The following is a 21336-nucleotide window of genomic DNA, read 5'->3' as shown; positions in this document are numbered from 1 at the left end:
AAAAAGAAAGGCTCCCAAAGCCGGAAAAAGGCAATCAACAAGTTAGGAAGAAAGCACCTAAAGGTTAGTCGGCAGCGCAAAGACTTCGCCATTAAGACGACACCCGGCGTAGTGAAATCTAACGATTTTGTAGCCTACGAAGACCTTCAAGTGCGTAATATGGTTAAAAACCATAAACTCGCTAAGTCGATTAGTGATGCTGCGTGGTCACAAACTTGATCATTATTTGGAGTATTTTGGAAAAGTGTACAGCAAAACAGTTATCGCTGTTCCACCACAATACACATCTCAGGAATGCTCAAACTGTGGCAATCTTGTTAAGAAAACTTTGTCAACCCGAACGCATATTTGCGGTTGCGGAACGATATTAGATCGCGACCACAACGCTGGAAGAAATATTTTAGCAAAGGGTTTGAAAGCCCGTGCAGGAATCAATTTAAATACGGTGGGGCACACCGGAATTCACGCTGGGGGACAGACCGATCTCTACTCGCTGGTGGCGACAAAACAGAGATAAGTTCGACTGGTTGATCCAAGAATCCCCTCGCCTCGATAGCAGGGGAGTGTCAACAGATTTACCGACAGTTTATCGCGATTTGCGATCGCCCGAAATACAGGAAACGGCAGTGTCGTTTCCCTACCAGCAGGGAATTTAAACAAAAAGCTTGACATTGACATTAATGTCAATGTTTATGATGCAGGAGTCATTCTACCAAGTCAAATTTTCCCATGACTCCCAATTCCCTCCCCACCTCGCGCCTGTCGCGCCTCGCCGAAGAACATCCAGATGCTGTGACTGCCGCCCTGTGCGGAATTCTGGTAATTTTGGGTTCGATCGCCCTACAAGTCGGTTGGCTGGGCTTAGCGGTGTTAATTTTGCCCGCTGCTTACGTGATCGGCGGCTATTCCAGCACCCGCGAAGGCTTGACTACGCTTTTTCAAGAACATGAATTAGATGTAGATTTGTTGATGATGGTTGCTGCTTTGGGCGCGGCTGGTTTGGGGCTGTGGCGGCAAGAATATCATTTAATTGTTGACGGTGCGGTGCTAATTTTAATTTTTGCTATTAGCGGCGCGCTGGAAGGTTATGCGATGCAGCGGACTGAACGCAGTATTCGCAGTTTGATGAGTTTGACGGCGGATACTGCTAGGGTGATAATGTATGGAGATGAACGGTTGGTGGCGATCAACAAATTGGCAATTGGCGATCGGCTTTTAGTCAAGCCCGGAGAAATTATTCCTACAGATGCGATAATTATTGAAGGCTACAGCACCCTCAATCAAGCCTCGATTACGGGCGAATCGATGCCCGTGGAAAAAGTTGCTGGCGATGAAGTCTTTGCAGGTACGATTAACGGTGCCGGCGCGCTACAATTGGAAGTTCACAAAACTCCCGAAAGCAGTTTGATTCAGCGAGTGATTCGGCTGGTACAACAAGCACAAACAGAAGCGCCTCCTTCTCAGCAATTTGTGGAAAAGTTCGAGCGCGGTTATGCTAAATTAATTGTCGGTTTAGGCTTGTTGTTGGCAATTTTGCCGCCTTTTATTTTAAACTGGAATTGGGAAGATACCATCTATCGGGCGCTGATTTTCCTAGTAGTCGCATCCCCCTGCGCGCTGATGGCTTCGATTATGCCGGCGCTGCTTTCGGGTATGGCTAACGGGGCGAAACAGGGAATTTTGTTTAAAAGCGGCGCGCAATTGGAGATAATTGGTAAAGTTCGGGCGATCGCCTTTGACAAAACCGGAACTCTCACCACGGGAAAACCTGAAGTTGTCAAAATTGTACCAGCAGCCGGCTCTACTGAAACAGAAGTTCTGCAATTGGCTGCAGCCCTCGAAACTCATTCCGAACACGCGATCGCCCAAGCAATTGTCCAAGCCGCCCAGCAGCAACAGTTACCGTTGTCAAGTGCGATCGACGTACAAGCAAAAATCGGTCGCGGAATAGTCGGCAAAGTTAACAATCAAACGATTACCATTGGTAAAGCCGATTTTGTGCGAGCAACTTCGGAGTTGACTCACATCAGCCAACAATTGCAAGCAGAGGGAAAAACAGTTGTTTGGGTAGCAAAGGGCGATGAACTTTTGGGCATCATTGCAGTCGCAGATACAGTCCGCCCGGAAGCAGCAGCCACAGTAAAACGCTTGCAAAATTTAGGCGTAGAACATATCATAATGCTGACAGGCGACAACGAACAAACCGCTCAATACATCGCCCGACAATTAGGCATCAATGAAGTGTACGCCGAACTTTTGCCGGAAGACAAAGTGCACCTAATTAAGAAGCTGCAAACCCAGTATCAAACCGTCGCAATGGTAGGAGACGGCATCAACGACGCACCAGCCCTCGCCCAAGCTTCCGTGGGAATTGCGATGGGAATTTCCGGCAGCGATGTGGCTTTAGAAACTGCTGACATTGTATTAATGGCAGATAAATTAGAACAACTAGGTAAAGCAATTAGTTTGGGCCGCCGCGCTCAAAATGTGGTCAAACAAAACATTGTTTTTGCACTCAGTTGCATTGTGCTGTTATTGGCGGCTAATTTTTTCGGAAATATCACCATGCCTTTCGGCGTCATCGGTCACGAAGGCTCTACAGTAATAGTCACATTAAGCGGTTTGCGACTCCTTAGAAATTAGACAAATCGAGACAGAGGAAGAGTGATATCAAATCCGCTCTTCATCAGAATTATTAGTCTCTCTCTTCTCTTCCTCTGCGTTCTCTGCGTTCTCTGCGGTTAAAAATTCCAAATATTAAGAAAAACTACAATTTGTGTTTTGTTACTCAAAACACGTTAGGGTCAAAAGTATTAAATCATACCAAAACCTGAAGTTGCTCGAAAATGCAATAAAAATTAACCTAGAAAAAGTCTAGAAAATGGTATAGAACTGATTGCACCAAGAGCAATGGAAAACAAGTTTTCTGTTGGAGGCAATATGAACGAAAAAGTCCTTGGGGCCACGCGGAACGTTGCAATTGTTGGCCCTTATTTAAGCGGTAAAACCGCACTGCTCGAAAGTTTGCTATCGGTGACAGGGACAATTACCCGCAAAGGAAACGTCAAAGATGGCAACACAATAGGTGATAGTTCGCCGGAAGCGCGCGATCGCCAAATGAGCGTAGAAGTAAACGCCGCCACCGCTGAATATGAAGGCGTCCGCTTCACATTTCTCGACTGTCCGGGCTCGGTAGAATTTGCCCAAGAAACTTACAATGCGCTGATTGGTGTGGATGCGGCGATAATTGTTTGCGAACCCGTTGCCGATCGCACTTTAACCCTCGCACCCCTGTTTAAATTCCTCGATGATTGGGAAATTCCCCACTTAGTTTTCATCAACAAGATCGATCGCGCTTGCACAGACGAAACTACTTGCGGCAGCAACTTCACCGACGTGCTCGACGCGCTCAAATCCGTTTCCAGCAGACCGATCGTACCTCACCAATATCCGATCGGCAAAAACGAACAAATCATCGGTTTTATCGACTTAGTAACCGAACAAGCTTACCACTACCATCCGGGCGCCGCCGCAGATCCCGTCCCGCTTCCAGAACACCTCAAAGCACAAGAAAGCGCAGCGCGGCAGGAAATGCTCGAAGAATTGGCGAATTTTGACGACCATTTACTCGAAGAATTGCTCGAAGAAATCAATCCCGACGTTGAAGAAATTACCCGCGATTTAAAGATGGAATTAGGCGCAGATTTAATTGTGCCCGTATTCATCGGTATCGCCGAACAAGATTTCGGCGTGCGGCCTCTGCTGGAAGCTTTGCTGAGGGAAGCGCCCACACCGGAAACTACAGCCGATCGCCGCAGCATTATACAAAGTGAAAACAAAGTTCTGGCTCAAATCCTCAAAACCTATTACACACCGCAGGGAGGCAAACTATCGTTAGTGAGAATGTGGCGGGGGACGATGGCAGACGGAGCAATTTTGAACGGGGTTCGAGTTAACGGTTTGTACCGCTTGACCGGCCAGCAAACGCAAAGTTTGCAGTCTGTCAGCGCCGGGGAAATTGTGGCTTTGGGAAGGCTAGAAGGCTTGAAAACAGGCGATGTGTTGGGATCGGAGGAATTATTGCCAAAAGCCGAAATCATCTCCCCTGTCTACGCACTGGCGATCGTCCCCGAAAAGCGCAACGATGAAGTTAAGCTGAGCTCCGCTTTAGCTAAATTGCTCGAAGAAGACCCATCTTTAGTCTGGGAACAGCACGGAGACACCCACGAAATTATACTTTGGGGTCAAGGCAAAATCCACCTGAAAGTAGCTTTAGACCGATTGCGCCGCAAGTATAATTTGCCGATGGTAACTCACTTACCGCAAGTACCCTACAAAGAAACTATCCGCAAAACCGCATCTTCCATCCACGGGCGTTACAAACACCAAAGCGGCGGACACGGACAGTTTGGCGACGTGTATCTCGACATCGCACCGCAGCCTCGCGGAGAAGGTTTCAATTTCAGCGACAAAATAGTTGGCGGAGTCGTACCCAAACAGTACATTCCCGGCGTGGAAGTGGGAGTGCGCGAGTATTTGGATCGCGGCCCGCTGGGTTTCCCGGTGGTAGATGTATCGGTGACGCTGACAAATGGTTCTTACCATTCGGTTGACAGTTCCGAACAAGCTTTTAAGCAAGCAGCGCGTTTGGCGATGCAGGAAGGAATGGCGAAGTGCGAACCGGCTTTGCTAGAGCCGATCGCCAAAGTGGAAATTTGCGCTCCGAACGAGTGTACATCAAAGGTGTTGCAATTAGTCAGCGGACACCGCGGCCAAATTCTCGGCTACGAAGGTAAACCAGACTGGAAGGGATGGGATGCAGTTTCGGCTTATTTGCCGATCGCCGAAATGCAGGATTTGATCGTAGAATTGCGATCGCAGACAATGGGTGTCGGATTTTTTCATTGGGAGTTCGATCGATTGCAAGAAGTGCCGGAACCTTTAGCTAAGCGGGTTTTGCTAACAACTGCCGGCAATGGGAATGGTAACGGTAAAAGTTAGGTAATTGTCTTAAAAAACCCGGTTTCTTGAAGAAACCGGGTTTTTGCACGAGTTGCCCTTAAAGTTTATTGGGTTCAATTCCCATTTGTCGGATTATTCAGTTAAGTTACTTAACGCTGAAATAATATTCTCAGCTAGCACTAGCGCATTTCTCGCTTCTTTTTGTAAGTTAATAAATATAGTATCTTCATAATCAGCTTTATTCCTAAGTTCTCTCAATCTGCTTAAATTTTCACCTATTTTGACCAGGTTTTTCTTTTTAGTTGGGTGGTATATAAATTCTTCTGCTACATATTGATGTTCGTTGATATCGCGATTCTTACGAAAAAGTCTGGGGTCTTTTTCAATGTCGCGCAAGTAATTTCGCGCTAGGCAAAATGTCGAATAGTATGCTCTACTTATCGCCGATCGCAACTTGGCTTCCCTGTTAGCTGAACTGTCACTATTCGTGGCTGCTAACTCTTGAGCTAAATTCAAATATTCAGACCAATCAAATCTCATTTGGCTCCCATTCAAGGCTAATATGTAAATCATTTTTGGGGGCAGCTATTTTAGCTTCGAGCCACCAACTATCATCAAGGATGTTTAACTTTGCAAAAGCTTCATCGACTTCGAGTTTGGTGTAAATGGTAATCCACAGCGATCGCCAGTTGGCAATTTCTGGATCGGTTTTCACTTCCAAGCCTAATCTTGCCGTAGGAAATAGCGCTCGAATGCGATCGTAAGCTTCCAGAATCAAAGGCGCGATCGCTTCTTGTTCCATGATGATTTGAAAACTTTCTAGGGGGTTTTCAACCGCGTACAGGCTTTTGATTTTATTAAAAGATGCAATTAAATTGTCAAAGGCTTTAGCTATTTCAGAGGGATTTTCCATTTCTTCAGGCCGCTGAGGAAAGGAAGGGGTTAAATTTGCAGTATCGGTGCTGTAAATACTGTCACTTGTCTCGTTGTAGCGTTTGTCTTTTGATTTTGCTTGGTACTGCTCTTTTAAGTCGAGGCGTTCTCTTGTGTAAATTTCGTTCAGAGTGTTGTTTTGTTCGGCTAATTTTTCAAAAGCCAATATCGCAGAACTTATGATACTATCTTCCAACTCGCCAAGTTGAATAGATGAATCTAGTTGAGCTAAAGTAGCGCCAATGGCTTGTAGCCGAATAATATCTGTTGCTTTCATAATAGTCGATGGTTGGGAAGTTAGGGATTAACTTTACCAGTAATCGTGAAACCTGCCCAGTGATAGAGAGCGGCATAAGGCGGTTCATCAGACTCCATTTTAGCATTATTTCTGCGGATTAGGTTAGCTTCGTCTCTCAAATCTTGATTGCAACTGGAATTGTACGTTATTTCAGACAATTCCAGATACCAGTCGGATAGTTCGCTGTAAGTAATAGTTCGGAGCCATTTTTGCGCTTCTTTGAGGGCTATGGCCGGATGCAACTTATTTTGGCAACGCTGTTCGTTGAGAATTTGATTGAATCGAATCATCATTAAAGCGCTAGATATCTCATCAACTATCCAAAGAGTGCTGAGGGCGTAAACAGCACCCGCAGCTAAAAAGCTGCTGGCTAAACCGACAAATTCATCTATCAGTTCTTCTTTTCCTGTTATGCCAGTTTCGCAAGCGGAAAGGCAGACTAGATAATAGCTTTTCAAATCGAATTTGGCGATTTCTTGTGAAGTTAGGGGCTGTTTGTTTTTCAGGATTAACGCTGACTGGGACGGCTGTTTTGTGTTGTGGTAGGCGTGACCTGTAAAATGGAATATATCAGCAGCTTGTTGCAGAGCTTCTTTAAGATTATCTGTGGTAGCTTGTGAACTGGGGATGGTATTGCAATTAAGGTGAAAATTCGCGATCGCGGGCGCTTCTATTTCAGCAAAAAGTAATGGATCTGGGCTTTCTACCAACAGCAGAGACATTGAAGGTGAGGGTTTTCTGTCTAGTCTGTCTATCCCAACTTGGATGCTGGGCAGATAAGTGATAGTAAAAAGATTATCGGAGAATAAAAAGTGCAGTGGCAGCAGGTGCAAGTCGCGGTGGGGAATTAATATTAAATGTTCGATATTGGTGAGGTGCGTACAAATTTCGGGAATTTTGAGGATGTCAGCGAGTTTTTGCAATTGCGCTGTCATTGACTCGCGCCAGGGATGGGATTCTTTGTTTTGCTGTTTGCTGGTAGTTTTGCCGTAATTTTGATAGTTGGTTTTCCAGTTTTTCAGCCATTTTTCTAAACTCTGACTGTTGTCCTTTGGGAATAAGTCGCACAGAGGTGTGGAAATAACTTCAAACTTTTCTAGGCTAATGATAAAAGCAGTCAGGGAAACTGGGCTGAGATGCCAGTAAATTATCCCCGTTTCGGTGTTGTTTGCCAGTAAATCTCGGATTTGGGGATAAGTCGGGCTATCGGTGCGGTTTTGCCAACCTGCGCGCATCCATTGCAGGCAAAAGTTTTTCCTTGCTTCGGCTTTTTCCAGTGCATTTACCTTGTCGCCAGACTCGACGAGGGTATCGACTTCTAACTGGTAAAGTCCGGCAAATTTGCGCTTGAGTCGCAGTTTTATTTCGGGGTGAGTTTCATCGTCTAAAATTAATTGTTCTAGCAGGATAGTAGCTTCGTTAAGGTACTCGCTGGCTTTGGGATCTCCCAAGCTGCGACAGACGGTAATTAAGTCTTGCAATACTTCTAAATAAGTTTCTGGGATGAGGGGTGATTTCAAGAATTCGCGGGCTTGTTCGTAGCTGGCTTTGGCTTTGTGGAAAGATTCAAAATAAGTGGCTATTTCTTTGCCGTGTTCGTAGTGTACCCGGCCTTTTTGCTGGTGCAATCTGCCACAAACGAGGCGATAGTCGCGGTTGCTGGGGAGATATTTCTGTAAGCCTTCATCCCAGTTTTGAATGGCTTCCAGGTAGCCGCCGGAGTTGAAAAATGCCCAACCTCGATTGCCCCAAGCTTCCCAGTATTGATTGGCTGTAATTTCTAAAGCTTTGTCGAAGGCTGCGATCGCCTTTTTGTTGCGCTCCAAACCTCTTAGGGCATTGCCCAGCCCGTTCCAGGCATCGTGGAATTTGCGACCAATTTCTAAGGCTTGGTTGAAGGCTGCTTCCGCCTCACTGTAGCGGCCTAAATCATTTAGGGTAGTGCCCAGCCCGTTCCACGCCTCGTGGTCTTCGGGGTCAATTTCTAAGGCTTTATTGTAGGCTGCTTCCGCCTCTGTGTATCGGCCCAAATAACTTAGGGCATTGCCCAGCCCGTTCCAGGCCAAGTGAAATTTGGGGTCAAATTTTAAGGCTGTCTTGTAGGCTCCCATCGCCTCTGTGTTGCGGCCCAAATCATTTAGGGTGCAGCCCAGGTTGTTCCAGGCAAAGTGGAATTTGGGGTCAATTTCTAAGGCTTTATTGTAGGCTGCTTCCGCCTCTGTGTATCGGCCCAAATTCTTTAGGATATTGCCCCGTTTGTTCCAGGTAACGACCAGGTTGTTCCAGGCATCGTGGAATTTGGGGTCAATTTCTAAGGCTTTCTCGAAGGCTGCGATCGCCCCTTCTAAATCTCCTGCATAATAAAATTTTCGTCCTTGATTATATAATTCTTCTACCTCTTGACTGACTTCTCTTCGTATAGATTCTGACTGCGACGTTGAGTCGCCTTGGTTAGCAGCGGATGAATTATCTGTATTTTCACTTATAACCGATCGCCCTTCCTCATTCTTCCGATTCAAACTCTCCCCAGCCAACAATTGCCTGCCGATATTGCCAGCAACCTCACTGATTTTCCCGCAATTCATCTCACCCAGCCGCACCATTCGCCCACCCAACTCTAAATGAGTTTCCGGGGATACCAGCAACCTTTCTCCAAATTCTTGCAGCCAGTTTTCCCACTCAGCATCTTTGATTTTGCAGCCGATTAAAAAGCCTTTAATTTCGCCCCGACTCCAGCCTTGTTCAACACCCTCTAACAGTGCCATGAATTTCTGTTCGTATTCCCCAAAAGAGCGAATCGGAGTTGGCTTTGGCGCTGGGGGTGCAGGTTGTTTGCGGAAGCACCGCTGAATTTGCCGCCACAGATTGAGGATGCTTTGCCAAATTTGTCGGAACATTGGCTGGGTGGGTGATGTGTTGTTGGAGATTGTAACATAAACAACGGAGGACACGGCAATGCCGTCTCCCTACCCTCGATTAATTGTAGGGAAACGGCACTGCCGTGTCCTGATTTTGGCTGCGGAGGATACGGCATTGCCGTCTCTCTACCCCACATAATTTTTGGGAAACTAAGGACTTTAGTCCTTACTAGAAACGATTTTGTTTCTTACCCTAAAAAGAAATGATTAAGTAACCATTCAGGAACTTAGCACCAGTAACAGACTTGCCAGTTAGTGCCGGAGGCAGCAAAATATTGCGCCGCTGATCGCCCGCTTCGATCGTCACTTCCGGCCCCGATTGAATCAATTTAATTTCTTTCTTGTCAAACCCAGGCAAAAACAAACTAACTTGACGCTGTGCAATGTTGATGTTAATGGGTTGAGGAGCTTTTGCCGCCTGAGAAAAATCTGGCAAAGCATCAATTAGTGGCTGCCAATTATTGTCACTGTGCGCCGGAACCGAAACAGCCGTCAAAGGATCAAACTCGGCAGTAATAGCTTCTGTAACCGATGCTTGATTAACAATGACACCGCCCACAGTCAAACCAACTTGTTGAGAACTTCCCCAAAGATAGCGGGCAGTTGCGATCGCACTTGCATCCCCAGTTGTCACCAAAAAAGCGGCCGTGCGGTTCGGATCTGCCAGCGCTTCCTTACCCTTATCCAAAAGATTATCGACTTGCTTAGTAGATTGAAAAGCATTGTCTCCCGACAAATCCACAGTCAACACGGTACTGACAACCGGTTGAATAAAAGGTGAAAGCGCTTTCCCCAAATCCGAATCTACCAAAGCTTGACGGAACCTGCGGATATACCAACTCACAATTTCCGGCATTCCCAGCATCCGCAGCGTATCCATGCCACCATTGCCGTCATAAACAATTACATCGTATTGTTTGCTGTCCTCGTATTCCCGAAGTTCGTTCAACGCCAGCGCGCTGTCCATTCCCGGTAACACCCCTAATTCTTGGCCGTAAATCTGCTTGAAAAACGGAGTACGGACATATTGAGCTTCTAGTTGTTTAACTTCGTCCCACCTGCGTTCTAGCAGCGGCGCGCTTTGCACCTGAACTGCTTTGAGGTTGGGGGCGATTTCCTGGGGGTTGAGAGTCAGGGGAGCCCCTAGCAGGATGCCCAATGCAGGGCCCGGATCTTGACCGAGCAGCAGAACTCGCTTGCCTTGAGCCGCGTATTTTTTAGCTGTTGCGATCGCGATCGTGCTGCGGCCAGTGCCGCCTTTGCCCAAAAATGTCAAAATCAAAGCCATTTTCTGTTCTCACTGCCAAAGCTTACTCTTTAACATTTAAGCGCAACCTTCAGCCAGAGTGGGGGAGGAAGAGGAGAGTGGAGGAAGAGGAGAGTCGGCGAGTGGGAGAGTGGGAGAGGGGAAGAATTGGGAAAATTTTTCCTCTTCCTTCTTCCATCGGACTGACATCCGTTACATCCGTTACATCCGTTACATCCGTTACAGAATCCGTTGCCGAACTTCCTTCTTCCTTCCTTCTTCCTTCTGTTAAACGGGTTCTAGCTCATCTTCAAAGAACCAAGTCGCAAAACCGTCAAACTTGACAACCACGCCTACTCCGCTACCGTCAACCATTCTGAATCCGTCCACAGTGCCTACTGGATTCTTCTTTATCATCCCCACCATATTTGCAGGTATCCGATCTCTGAGACGGCGCACCTTCACTCTCTGACCTACTTCTATTGCCACTGAAATTGTTCTCCTGCTCTACAAAACCTATATACAAGCGTCCATTTTACAGTTTGGCGTCTACTTCGGAACAGCAACACCAGCGGGCCGATCGCTCGCTATGATTTTCCCTCGAAATTTCGACCAACTTTCCCTAAAAAACGGTATTCTAGTCGGAGTTGGTCGATCGTCTACCATGATTCGCTTGGGTTTGCTTCATCAGGTTCCACAGGGGCAAGCTCCACTGGCAGAGGCTGTTCACCACTTAGATAATTATTTTTTATTGATTCGCAAAAAGAATCTTTTTATTAATTGCCACAACTACAGGATTTCTCCCCAATTAGTCATCCTTCAGGCAGAAGCCAAAAAGCATTCAAAAGCAGTAATTAATTTTATGTTTGCTATATATAAATCTGCCCTCTCTGACGTTGACAACGGCGAATTTTCATGCTGTAAAGGACTTTGAGTCTGGTTGGCCAAATTTCCCGAAGGTCAGATTTTAGTAAAGTGCCATGTTGTAACAGTTTACTAAAATCTGACCAAAAAAAGAAGTTTTAATGGTAAACTTTCAGGCTGATAAAGTTTATTTTTGCTGCTGTTTTACGGCAGAAAAAATGGAACGATTTCCGGATTTGGGGCGCCTGCTAGAGGAAATGAAGTCTACAAACTTCAATATGACAAAATTGAAATAATGAATAAAATTTTTACGTGTGGGCGATCGACCAAAATTCCGCTCCTAAGTTTGTCCTTAGCTATGTTCGCCTGTCTGTCGCCCTTTCGTGGGACGATCGCCAGTCCGCTCTCTCCATCCCCCACACAGCCGTCGAACGCTACTAAAATTATCTCAGTTGATCGACCGCCAGCACTGCCAACAGCCTCAAAATCTCCCAAAAATCCGGCAACTGTGGCGGCGAATCCATCCCCAGCAGAGACGATAAACGCTCAGGGAACAGCGGCCGGACGATCGCTCGAAATCAAAGAAATTCGCGGTACAGTCACCTTTAAAGGGCGGCCGGCGGTTGTGGGCGATCGGTTACTCGCCCCCGGAGACGAAATCATCACTGGCCCCGATTCCACAGCCCGTTTAGGCATCGACAACAACGCCGGCATCGTGGAAGTTGCCGAAAAAACCGCAGTCAGAATATCCAATTTGTCAAGCAGTGCAGGCGGCGAAAAAGACACAGCGATTTTTGTCAGCAGGGGGCGAGTCAGGTTGTCGATCGGCAAAACTGCTGCAACAACTCCCGCAGCCAACACCTCAACAATTATCCCGCCGAACCAAATAGCCGCCCTCAATACCTTCAGCGGACTCGGCAAATCCAGTCAAATTGCCCAACGAAAAAGTTCTGCCAGAACCGCCCCAGTCAGGGTTGAAACCCCAGAAGGCGTTGCCGGAGTCCGCGGCACCTCCTTTGGCGTCAGCGTCGGCGACGGCAAAACCGCAGTCGAAACTATTGAAGGTGCAGTCGTAGTATCTGGCAGCACCGACTCAGAAGTAGTTGTCAACAGCGGCAACGCCACGACAATTTTCCCTCAAACCTCGCCCGTGGCGCCCTCAGCCAGCCCTCGCCTAGCTAAACTCAAAGTCCGCAGGTTGTTGAGACTCAGCGGCAATATTTATAGCCTCAGCGGTCAAATTAACCCGATCAACATAATTTATGTCAACAACGAAGAGATTAAGATCGATCGAAAGGGCAACTTCAAAATCCAAGGAATTTTACCTCCAAGTCGCCGCCTCAAAATCGTAGTGCGAGGCCCGTCAATCACAGAACGGCATTACAGCCTCGCAGTTCCCTAAACAACCTATCTAAAAGTAAAGTGCGCGGGCAGTCTCTGAGGACGTAAGTAGATCGTAAGTTTTATTTGGGTTGATTATTTCCTGGAGGGGCGAAGCATTTTGGGGTGAATGTCGGTAGTCAAAATCAATAATTTTTGCGCCAACGCTTCGCCCTTACGGTATTGTAAAACTTCATGACTCGCACTCCTCTCGAAGGTCGGACTCGGATGTCAATTATTGCGTCAAATTAATTGCATGAAGTTCAAAGAATGGATCGAGCATCTCAAACAAAATCAACTGATCGGCATCCGGCAATATATAACCACAAATCCTCCCTGGATGACAGGAGCAGTAGTAGGTATAATGTCTGTAACCATGCTGCAATTTGGAATGTGGAAACCCCTGGAATATTTGGGATACAAAACCCTATTTCAAATTCGAGAATCGGGAATTTTGCCAAATCAGGGGTGGGATGACAGAATTACGGTAATTGCGATCGAACCCCAAAGCTTGCAGGAATACGGTAAATTTCCTTGGCCTCGCAACCGCTACGCCCAACTGCTAGAAGCACTGAAAAAATCCCCCCCCACAGCCGTTGGTTTTGACATTCTTTTCCTCGATCCAAGTCCGAAAGATGATATTTTAGCCGCTGCAATTGCCACCAACGGCAAAGTTGTACTCCCTAGAACCATCAAAGAAGAACCCGTAGCATCTTTAAAAGCAGCCGCCGCAGGTGTCGGCCACATCAGCCAAGAAGCCGATAGCGACGGTATTACCCGCGAATCAAAAATCTTTCTCAACGGGATTCCTAATTTCGGTTTAGTAATGACTCACAGGTACAATGCTGCTAATCCCCAAGATCCAGTATTGCTCCCACAGTCAAAAAATAAGCAGGGAAAAAAAGTCTGGGTTAACTGGCCAGGGAAAACAGAAAATCTACCTACCTATGCTTTTGTTGATGTCGTAGAAGGTAGAATTCCCGCAGATGTTCTGACCAATAAGTTAGTTTTAGTCGGCATAGTTGCTACCGGTTTCGACCCCATATCTTCACCTCTCAACAAGACTACGGCTGGGGTTTATTTATATGCAGCGTTGATTGACAATTTGCTCAATCAACGCTTGCTGCAGCGGCTGCCAATACTGCTAGAAATTTTGTTATTGTTGGGGATTGGCCCGCTTACCACTTCGGTTCTGTGCAACCGAGGTGTTAAAGAGAGAATTGCGATCGCTCTCGGTTTGCCTATAATTTGGATTGCGGCGGCTGCTTTGTTATTTGGCTTATTTTTTTGGTGGGTTCCGATTGCCGCACCTATCGGCACCCTCATTTTATCTGGCACTGCTTTGCAACTGCGGGAACAGTACGAAAAGCAGCAGTTGATGAGGTTATTTGAAAAGCACGTCGCTCCAGAGACAGCTCAGCTTATTTGGGAACGTAAAGCGGAGATATTTGAACAGGGAGAACTCGAACCTCAAGAACTTACAGCAACGGTGCTGTTTATGGATATTCGCAGTTTTACTTCGATTTCAGAAAAAATGCCGCCGCGAGATTTACTCACCTGGTTGAACAATTATTTGGAAGCGATGACTAACTGTATTATGGATCACGGCGGCGTTGTAGATAAATACATCGGTGATGCAATTATGGCAGTTTTTGGGGTGCCTTTTTGCCATACCAAATATGCAGAAATTCAACAAGATGCTTTGAATGCTGTTGCGGCTTGTATTGCCATGCACGAACGGTTGCACGAAATTAACCAGCAGCTTAGAAGTGAACGTAAACCTTTAATTAAGTTTGGCATTGGTTTGCATACCGGACAGTTAGTTGCTGGTAGCGTGGGCGGTTCCCGGCGTTTGAATTATTCTGTGATCGGCGATGCTGTCAATGTTGCTGCTAGATTGGAGGCGATGAATAAGGAAATTGTTTCTGACAGTCCTTTTAATTTGTTGGTGACGGCGAGGACTTTTGCTTACGTGCGCGATCGCTACGAAGGCCAAAAAGTAGGATCGATTCAATTGCGCGGCAAAAAAGAAGAGACTGTGGTTTATGCTATTTTGGGCGAAAAGCATTAATCATTGGGCATCTTGCCCGCTCGCGAAGTCGAAGGGTGGGCATTGGGCATTGGGCATCTTGCCCGCTCGCGAAGTCGAAGGGTGGGCATTGGTCATCGGCGTTAATCTGTGTTAATCCACCTTAATCTGCGGTTTGCCGATCGCTCAAAAATTTAGGCACTCTTGTCTACCGATTACCTGACAATTGATTAGCCAAATTACCAATTCCCAATTCCCCCATGCCCAATTCCCAATCTAATCAAATACGCTCAGCCGCAGAAATTTAGCTATTTGTTCCAACAGAAATAAGCCGCCGACAGAATTTCCCTCTTTATTCAAGGGCGGACTGTAAGATGCGATCGCACCCTGGCCCGGAATTACCGAAAGCATTGCCCCGCTAACTCCCGACTTGGCAGGCAGTCCCACCCGCACCGCAAAGCGACCGGATGCTTCATACAAACCGCAAGTTGCCATCAGTGCTTTGACAGTGCGGCAGTTTTCCCAGATTTCGCGATCGCCACTATTTACCAAAACCATCCCCAGCTTAGCTAAATCCTCCACATTTCCCGACAAACAGCAGACGCGATTATAGGTTTCTAAAGCAATTTCCGCATTTTGAATATAACCGGATTCTACCATTCTTAAGGCGAGATTCCAATTATTTTGATTCGGGTTTTCCTTCACTGAATCGAGCATTAACTCGTCAACAAATAACTGACTGTTTGCCTGTTGATTTAGCCAAGTTCGCAAGTTTTGACAGCGCGCCACAGCATTTTCACCGGGAATCAAAGACGCTAGGGCGATCGCCCCGCTATTAATCATCGGATTTCTCGGCTTCCCTTTATCTATTTCCAGTTGAGTTAAGGAATTAAAAGCCATTTCCGAAGGATCGCAGCCCACGCAATCAAAAACCGCTTTTTCGCCCAACTCGCACAGCAAATAAAGCAGTACAAACGGCTTGACTACACTCATCATCGGGAATGTTTGAGCAATGCTACCCCAGCTCAAAATTTGACCGTCAATTGCCCGCACTTGCACGGCAAAGCCTTGTCTGTCTGCTTGTGCAAGGAGAGGTATATACGCGGGAATTTGACCGGATTTACTGCGATTTATTGCCTCTTTTGCCCAATCTGCCAATTGTTCGGGTTGCAGGCAACATAGTTTGCTGGTGGATATTTTCACGATCGATTATTTAGATTATTTTAAATTTTAGATTGGCATTCCTGGCGCGATATTGTGCCAGAAACCCCCTTTATTAACAGAATTGCGTCACTTGAACCCGCTGCGGGAAGAAACTGGGCTTCTTCGGGGAGATAAACCAAGCTAGAACTTCAGGCTATTAGACCTCTTACAAAAATAATTAGGACGTTGCTCTGAGCATCGTCCCACAATTTTTTTTTCTTGTGGGACGTTGCTCTGAGCATCGTCCGAAAATTTGATTAAAAGGACTTATGCAAGAGGTCTATTGACGTTTCGGCCCGCTGGGAGCAAATAAATTTTTCATAAAAAACCTGTACTTTGCATAAAACTCTCCCCTTCACCCAGATAGGTAAGTAGCAGCTTCAAGGGAACGCTGCTAGCCAGAACAAACAAGCACTAGCTTGAAATGCCTTCAGATTCTGATGTTTAAGCCCCAGTAAGGGGCGGGGTGCATATTTAACTTAATTCTTTCAGAGTTCGCCAAATCCTGTCCGGAAAACCCCCGAACCTTTAAGAATGTACTATCCAACCGGATTCACCAAAACCAGGATAAAAAAATGGCAGATGAAGTGAAAGCAGAAGCACCGAAACCAGCTCCCCTGACTTTTAAGGGTATGTGCAGCGACGGAGTTCTCAAAGGCAAAGAAATTGAAGGCAAACTAGATATCAAAGTCAACGTCGAATCTGTCACAACCCCAGAAGCAAAGCCCAAAAAATCCGAGTGGGAGCCAGTTATCTTTTGGGTATTGTTTGTAGTCATGGCAAACTTAATTGTCGGCGACCCCGCCGGAATGAGAAAATACAGCTCCCCACAAAGGTCTTCTTCTCATCAGATGTTAAACCAATCTGGGGAGCAGTCGCTGTTGCCTAAGAAAAACACCAGCAACTCGCCACTTTAAGCCCTGGGAGCCTGCCAGCCGCGCAAATAGTAATAGAAAGACCCGAAATATTCATCGAATACTCGCGTCGTAGTTACCAAAGCTTCTGCACTAGGCAAAAAATCTCCCGCGTCTAAGCGGAATCTGGATTTCCCTCCTGACACGGGCTGGTAAGTGTAGAAGTCGGTAGCTCTGGGAATTACTTGGATGCCCATATTTGCAAAAGCTAGGCTGGCACGGCGCATCTGAATCGCAGATGTGACCAGGATTACTTTACGCCCAACGCCGCGGCTGTCGAGGATCTTTCTCACTTCCTCGGCGCTGGTGCGTATGTTGCGGCCGTTATCGTCGAGAACGATACTGTTACGCGGCACGCCCATGTTGCTTGCCAGCAAAGTCTCGATATCCTTTGCTTCGCCAGTATAATTCTGTAAATCTGCTCTGGGCCCGGCGGTAACAATCACCAAAGGTGCTAATTGTTTTTTGTACAAAACGGCAGCGTAGGGCAGGCGATTGCCTGTGTCTGCCATTTGAATCCCTTCTTGGTTGGCGGTGTGGCCGTTAGTGGTTCCCTTGCCGAGGAGGACGATCGCCGCTGCTGTTTCGTCGCAGCAAACTGTGCGAGCCGCGGCATCCCGTTCAGCTTGATCGGCGAACCAGTAAGCGACAACTGGCATACTCGAAAGGATCAAAACTAGCAGTGCTGCCAGGATCATTCTCGGTGCCGGGTTGCGGATGCCCCCGTTGGTGATCAGCGCCGATGCAATCACCAGCAGGGTGATCGAAAAACCCAGCGGCTTAAAGAAGAAGGCTATGAGGCCGAAAATCGCTGCTCCGACTGGCGTGTCTGGCGCGAAAAAAGCCAGGAACAAAAGGCTGATCAGCAGCAAAACGCGCAGCCGGTCTATTAACGGATTGTCTTTGCCTCCTGATTGATCCCACCACGATTTGATCAGTGAGAACAGGAGGAATAGAAATAGAATGCGAGCTAAAAGTTCTGGCATCTTGCAATATTCTGTGTCTTCATAAATTAGTACAGAAGTTTTGGAAACGAGCGCTAATTTAACTGCGGTAGGAAATACGGGCATCGGTGGGTTTTTAACTTTCGCGAATAACGCAGTCCGATCGCATTTACCCTAATGCTCGCTTCCGGTCAGCTATCAACCATTGGTTGCAGGCGGCAAGCCCGCTACTTCCAGTCACCGATTGCTGACAGTTAATTGGTCATTGATAACTGGTAATGGTTGATTGATAATTGGTAATGAATCGAGCACGCCGCAGGTGAAATTGGCAATTCAAGTCTGCTTTCTGTCGCCTGCTTTTTTTCCTCATTACCTGTTACCGATTCAGCAATCCCAATTTATCGGCGCTTCAGTTGATTCCGAATTGCCTGCGTTACCGTTTGAATTACTTTAACACGAGCATAATACTTGTTATCGGCCGCAATTAGCGTCCAGGGAGCAGCCGGCGTGCTGGTGCGCTGAATCATTTGATTCACCGCCACTTCATAATAATTCCACTTTTCCCGATTTCGCCAATCTTCCTCGGTGAGTTTGTATTGTTTAAATGAATTGTTTTGTCGGTCTGTAAACCGCTTTAGTTCCTCGTCGGGACTGATGTGCAGCCAGAATTTAACTAAGATACAACCGAAACTGGTGAGTTGCTCCTCAAATTCGTTGATTTCCTGGTAAGCTCGACGCCATTCGAGTTCGGTGGCAAATTCTTCGACTCGCTCGACGAGCACTCTACCATACCAACTGCGATCGTAAATGCTGATTTTACCAGCAGTCGGCAACTCCCGCCAGAACCGCCAGAGGTAGTGGTGAGCTTTTTCTTCGTCCGTCGGCGCAGCAAAGGCATTGACGGTGTAACTGCGGGGGTCTAGGATGTCCGTCAAACGTTTGATTGCTCCTCCTTTACCGGCGGCGTCCCAACCTTCAAACAGCACTAATACGGGGATTTCCTCTTCGTAGATGCTTTGTTGCAGTTTCCCAAAACGGGTTTGTTCCTCGCGAAGTTGCTGTTTGTATTCGTCGGGCGACAGCGATTGAGTTAAATCTACTTGGGCCAGCAAGTCTGGTTCGGTGGGTTGCAAGCTTTCTTGAGGCGGCAATTTCACAGGTGCAGATTGCATCGGCAGTCTGTCTAAGGCTTCTGTAATTGTCGCTGCCATTTGCGTTAAAACTTTGACTCTCGCCCAGCGTTGACAATCGCCTTCTACTAGCGTCCAAGGTGCGGGGCCCGTGCCGGTTTGGGCTACCATTTCTTCTGCCAAAGTTGTGTATTCTTCGTATTTTTTGGCTTGTTTCCAGTCTTCGGGCCGCACTCGCCAAGCTTGTAAGGTGTCGTCTTCTAGTTTTTTGAGCCGATGCTTGAGTTCTTTTTTGCTCAGGTGAATCCAAAATTTGGCAATTGCCGCGCCGTCATCTACCATCTGCCGCTCGAAGGCGTTGATTTGCCGGATAACTGTCGGTACTTCTGCGTCGGAGACTCGATCGAACAATCGGTCTTCTAAAATGTGAGTGTACCAACTGTGGTAGAAAAAACCAATTTTGCCGCGGGCGGGGAGTTTCTGCCAAAACCGCCAGAGGAAAGGATAGCCCATTTCTGCATCTGACGGCGGCCAAATCGGGTGGACGGCAAACCCCCGCGGGTCCATGTACCCCACCATTTTTTTGACCAGCGCGCCTTTACCGGCGGCCGCCCAGCCTTCGAGGACGATGATTGCGGGCAATTTTTTTTCCCAGCAGGCCAGTTGGAGCGATCGCAACTGTTTCATTAAAATTTCTATCTTGGCATCATAGGTTTCTTTATCCAGGGAAATATCTAAATCGAGGTTGTCGAGCATATTTACCTCATATTAATCTGTAAAAAACAGTTTAACGTTAGTTTAACGTTTGGATAAAATTAAATCCCAAAGCCCGGAAAAAACGTTATAAAAACTACAGTTACGGCCGGTTAAAAGCGCGGTGCTTCTGCCGAATCCAGGCTCCCGTTAATAGTAACAGAACTTCTATTACATCAAACTTGCAAAAAAGAAACGCAGCGGTTATAGTTGAACTAGGCAACTTTTTAATAGGTTCAACTTCTCCCCTCCCCCAAGCGGGCGAGTTAACAGGAGGAGCAACAAATCCCTGAAACAGGATTTATTGTAAGACAGAGCAAAAGTAAAAACCAACTACCCAGTGGGGGTGACAACTTCTTTACTTAGCTTCATCAAATTTATTTAAACAACAGTTAGTCAAGCACCAGCCTTGATAAATTGGAGGAAGCTGCTTGCGAACATTGGGCGCTCCTCCAGTCTGAGACTCACATACAAAACTAGCCCAAAAAGGCAAACCAATTTTTATGATTGCGCTATGAGATAAAACCTGAAAGCCTGGGTGATATAAACAGGTTTCTGAGTTTTATCGACACCATTATCAAATACTAAAAACAGTTTAGATGCGGGCTCGCTTGCCCGCCCCACAAGAGTATTTATTTCTTGTGGAACAGGCATCTTGCCTGTTACTGACGTTTGTCCAAAATGTCTGAATTACTGTACTTGTTTGCCAATACTACTTAAGAGGAACAGTCCGAAATTACGGATTGCAAGTTTTTTATGAATATCTTAACAACCCGCTCCTACAAGGGCGAAATTGACTGGTGCGCGATCGCAAATTTGATCGACGCTTGCGAAGCAGTGGATAGACTCGGCGAAGAAGTATCAGCAACTGAACTCAAGCTAATACTTGATGCACCCAAACTCGACCAAGCCCGCGACGTGCAGTTGTGGGAAGATGGTAACTACAAACTGATCGGTTTAGCACTCCTAGATATGCCCGATTCTCCAGAGGAAATAGAGGCTTGTCTCTGGTTTTACGTGCATCCAAATGTCCGTGGCGCAGGTTTGGAAAAAGATATCATCAGATGGGGCGAAAATCGACTGCGCGAAGTCGCGAAAGAACGGAATTTGCCGGCAAAATTGCGTACCTACAGCCGGGAGGACAAAACCGATGAGATGCGACTGTTAGAAAAACAGGGCTTTGAGGTCGATCGCTATTTTTGGACAATGGCCCGATCGCTCGCCGAACCGATTCCCACACCCGAATTCCCCGCAGATTTTGCTCTGACTCACGTATCCGGAGAACACGACATCCAACCTTGGGTAGAAATGTTCAACCAGTCATTTATCGATCACTGGAATCACCACGATTTAACTGCGGAAACAGTGCGCTACTGGATGCAAGACGCCAATTATCGGCCGGAATTAGACTTAATTGCTGTTGCGGGCGATTCCCTGCGGGATAGCTTCGCTTCACGCAAATTTGCAGCTTTCTGCGACTGTCAAATCAAACCCCAAAAAAACGCCCGCAGCAGCACAAAAGACGGTTGGATTGAATTGTTGGGTACGCGGCGCGACTTTCGGAAAATGGGTTTAGGAAAAGCGATGCTTTTAGCTGGTATGCACTCCTTAAAAGCGGCGGGCGCAAACACAGCTAAACTCAGCGTCGATGCTGACAGTTTGACAGGCGCTACAAAGCTTTACAAATCAGTCGGTTTCCGCCCGATAGAAACTTGGATAGAGTGGGCTAAGACTGTGTAATATCAAATCCGGTTAGATATCA

Annotated in this window: 15 protein-coding genes and 1 pseudogene; 8 read left to right on the top strand and 8 right to left on the bottom strand. The window is 46.8% G+C overall.

Features of this window, described 5'->3' with window-relative positions; translation table 11 throughout:
- The 3 genes and pseudogenes from QUA44_RS24210 to QUA44_RS24200 all read left to right on the top strand — a co-directional run.
- A pseudogene (locus tag QUA44_RS24210) lies at positions 1-517 on the top strand (RNA-guided endonuclease InsQ/TnpB family protein); the annotation flags it as partial.
- 212 nt (positions 518-729) lie between these two features.
- A complete protein-coding gene (locus tag QUA44_RS24205; protein WP_333255088.1) occupies positions 730-2643 on the top strand; it encodes a heavy metal translocating P-type ATPase in 1914 nt (637 codons plus the stop codon).
- A gap of 297 nt (positions 2644-2940) precedes the next feature.
- Complete coding sequence (locus tag QUA44_RS24200; protein ID WP_333255090.1) at positions 2941-5001, top strand: elongation factor G; 2061 nt, start codon at positions 2941-2943, stop codon at positions 4999-5001.
- 93 nt (positions 5002-5094) lie between these two features.
- Here the strand turns inward: QUA44_RS24200 and QUA44_RS24195 are convergent, their stop codons facing one another.
- The 5 genes from QUA44_RS24195 to petP all read right to left on the bottom strand — a co-directional run bounded on the left by QUA44_RS24195 (position 5095) and on the right by petP (position 10846).
- Positions 5095-5502, bottom strand: coding sequence for a HEPN domain-containing protein (locus tag QUA44_RS24195; protein ID WP_333255086.1), 408 nt, complete (start codon positions 5500-5502; stop codon positions 5095-5097).
- Complete coding sequence (locus QUA44_RS24190; RefSeq protein ID WP_333255084.1) at positions 5492-6172, bottom strand: hypothetical protein; 681 nt, start codon at positions 6170-6172, stop codon at positions 5492-5494. Before QUA44_RS24190 ends, QUA44_RS24195 begins: the two co-directional genes overlap by 11 nt.
- 20 nt (positions 6173-6192) lie before the next feature.
- Positions 6193-9144: a CHAT domain-containing tetratricopeptide repeat protein gene (locus QUA44_RS24185; RefSeq protein WP_333309974.1), complete on the bottom strand. Its 2952-nt coding sequence runs from the start codon at positions 9142-9144 to the stop codon at positions 6193-6195.
- Positions 9145-9304: 160 nt separating this feature from the next.
- A complete protein-coding gene (locus QUA44_RS24180; protein ID WP_333255080.1) occupies positions 9305-10399 on the bottom strand; it encodes a Get3/ArsA fold putative tail anchor-mediating ATPase NosAFP in 1095 nt (364 codons plus the stop codon).
- A 246-nt stretch (positions 10400-10645) separates the two neighbouring features.
- Positions 10646-10846 carry a cytochrome b6f subunit PetP gene (petP, locus tag QUA44_RS24175; RefSeq protein WP_333255078.1) on the bottom strand — a complete coding sequence of 67 codons (201 nt, stop codon included), beginning with the start codon at positions 10844-10846 and terminating at the stop codon, positions 10646-10648.
- Between the two features lie 100 nt (positions 10847-10946).
- Between petP and QUA44_RS24170 the strand changes: the two genes are divergently transcribed.
- The 3 genes from QUA44_RS24170 to QUA44_RS24160 all read left to right on the top strand — a co-directional run bounded on the left by QUA44_RS24170 (position 10947) and on the right by QUA44_RS24160 (position 14672).
- Positions 10947-11291, top strand: a complete 345-nt coding sequence (locus QUA44_RS24170) for a hypothetical protein (RefSeq protein WP_333255076.1) — start codon at positions 10947-10949, stop codon at positions 11289-11291.
- Between the two features lie 225 nt (positions 11292-11516).
- Positions 11517-12623, top strand: a complete 1107-nt coding sequence (locus QUA44_RS24165; protein ID WP_333255074.1) for a FecR domain-containing protein — start codon at positions 11517-11519, stop codon at positions 12621-12623.
- A gap of 234 nt (positions 12624-12857) precedes the next feature.
- On the top strand, positions 12858-14672 hold the full coding sequence (locus tag QUA44_RS24160; RefSeq protein ID WP_333255072.1) for an adenylate/guanylate cyclase domain-containing protein: 1815 nt from the start codon (positions 12858-12860) through the stop codon (positions 14670-14672).
- 234 nt (positions 14673-14906) lie between these two features.
- On the opposite strand, the gene glsA is transcribed toward QUA44_RS24160, so the two are convergent.
- Positions 14907-15833: a glutaminase A gene (gene glsA, locus QUA44_RS24155; protein ID WP_333255070.1), complete on the bottom strand. Its 927-nt coding sequence runs from the start codon at positions 15831-15833 to the stop codon at positions 14907-14909.
- A gap of 575 nt (positions 15834-16408) precedes the next feature.
- On the opposite strand from glsA, the gene QUA44_RS24150 reads away from it, so the two are divergent.
- A complete protein-coding gene (locus QUA44_RS24150) occupies positions 16409-16750 on the top strand; it encodes a hypothetical protein (RefSeq protein WP_333255069.1) in 342 nt (113 codons plus the stop codon).
- Here QUA44_RS24150 and QUA44_RS24145 read toward each other — a convergent pair.
- Both QUA44_RS24145 and pap read right to left on the bottom strand, forming a co-directional pair.
- The gene (locus QUA44_RS24145; RefSeq protein WP_333255068.1) at positions 16747-17817 is read right to left on the bottom strand and encodes a YdcF family protein; all 1071 of its coding nucleotides are present in this window, start codon (positions 17815-17817) and stop codon (positions 16747-16749) included. The genes QUA44_RS24150 and QUA44_RS24145 overlap by 4 nt on opposite strands.
- 272 nt (positions 17818-18089) lie before the next feature.
- Entirely contained in the window at positions 18090-19577 is a 1488-nt protein-coding gene (pap, locus tag QUA44_RS24140) for a polyphosphate:AMP phosphotransferase (protein WP_333255066.1), read from the bottom strand.
- 753 nt (positions 19578-20330) lie between these two features.
- On the opposite strand from pap, the gene QUA44_RS24135 reads away from it, so the two are divergent.
- Entirely contained in the window at positions 20331-21314 is a 984-nt protein-coding gene (locus tag QUA44_RS24135; protein ID WP_333255063.1) for a GNAT family N-acetyltransferase, read from the top strand.
- Positions 21315-21336: the final 22 nt, after the last annotated feature.

Source organism: Microcoleus sp. N9_A2 (genome assembly GCF_036701775.1).
Classification (GTDB): Bacteria; Cyanobacteriota; Cyanobacteriia; order Cyanobacteriales; family Microcoleaceae; genus Microcoleus.
Note: the sequence above shows the minus strand (reverse complement) of the source record. Positions and strands in the feature narration are given on the sequence as shown.

What these genes read in the sequence shown, in the direction of transcription:
- QUA44_RS24205 (WP_333255088.1), top strand. Translation starts at nt 730, where the DNA reads ATGACTCCCAATTCCCTCCCCACCTCGCGCCTGTCGCGCCTCGCCGAA.
- QUA44_RS24200 (WP_333255090.1), top strand. Translation starts at nt 2,941, where the DNA reads ATGAACGAAAAAGTCCTTGGGGCCACGCGGAACGTTGCAATTGTTGGC.
- QUA44_RS24195 (WP_333255086.1), bottom strand. Translation starts at nt 5,502, where the DNA reads ATGAGATTTGATTGGTCTGAATATTTGAATTTAGCTCAAGAGTTAGCA.
- QUA44_RS24190 (WP_333255084.1), bottom strand. Translation starts at nt 6,172, where the DNA reads ATGAAAGCAACAGATATTATTCGGCTACAAGCCATTGGCGCTACTTTA.
- QUA44_RS24180 (WP_333255080.1), bottom strand. Translation starts at nt 10,399, where the DNA reads ATGGCTTTGATTTTGACATTTTTGGGCAAAGGCGGCACTGGCCGCAGC.
- QUA44_RS24170 (WP_333255076.1), top strand. Translation starts at nt 10,947, where the DNA reads ATGATTTTCCCTCGAAATTTCGACCAACTTTCCCTAAAAAACGGTATT.
- QUA44_RS24165 (WP_333255074.1), top strand. Translation starts at nt 11,517, where the DNA reads ATGAATAAAATTTTTACGTGTGGGCGATCGACCAAAATTCCGCTCCTA.
- QUA44_RS24160 (WP_333255072.1), top strand. Translation starts at nt 12,858, where the DNA reads ATGAAGTTCAAAGAATGGATCGAGCATCTCAAACAAAATCAACTGATC.
- QUA44_RS24150 (WP_333255069.1), top strand. Translation starts at nt 16,409, where the DNA reads ATGGCAGATGAAGTGAAAGCAGAAGCACCGAAACCAGCTCCCCTGACT.
- QUA44_RS24145 (WP_333255068.1), bottom strand. Translation starts at nt 17,817, where the DNA reads ATGCCCGTATTTCCTACCGCAGTTAAATTAGCGCTCGTTTCCAAAACT.
- pap (WP_333255066.1), bottom strand. Translation starts at nt 19,577, where the DNA reads ATGCTCGACAACCTCGATTTAGATATTTCCCTGGATAAAGAAACCTAT.
- QUA44_RS24135 (WP_333255063.1), top strand. Translation starts at nt 20,331, where the DNA reads ATGAATATCTTAACAACCCGCTCCTACAAGGGCGAAATTGACTGGTGC.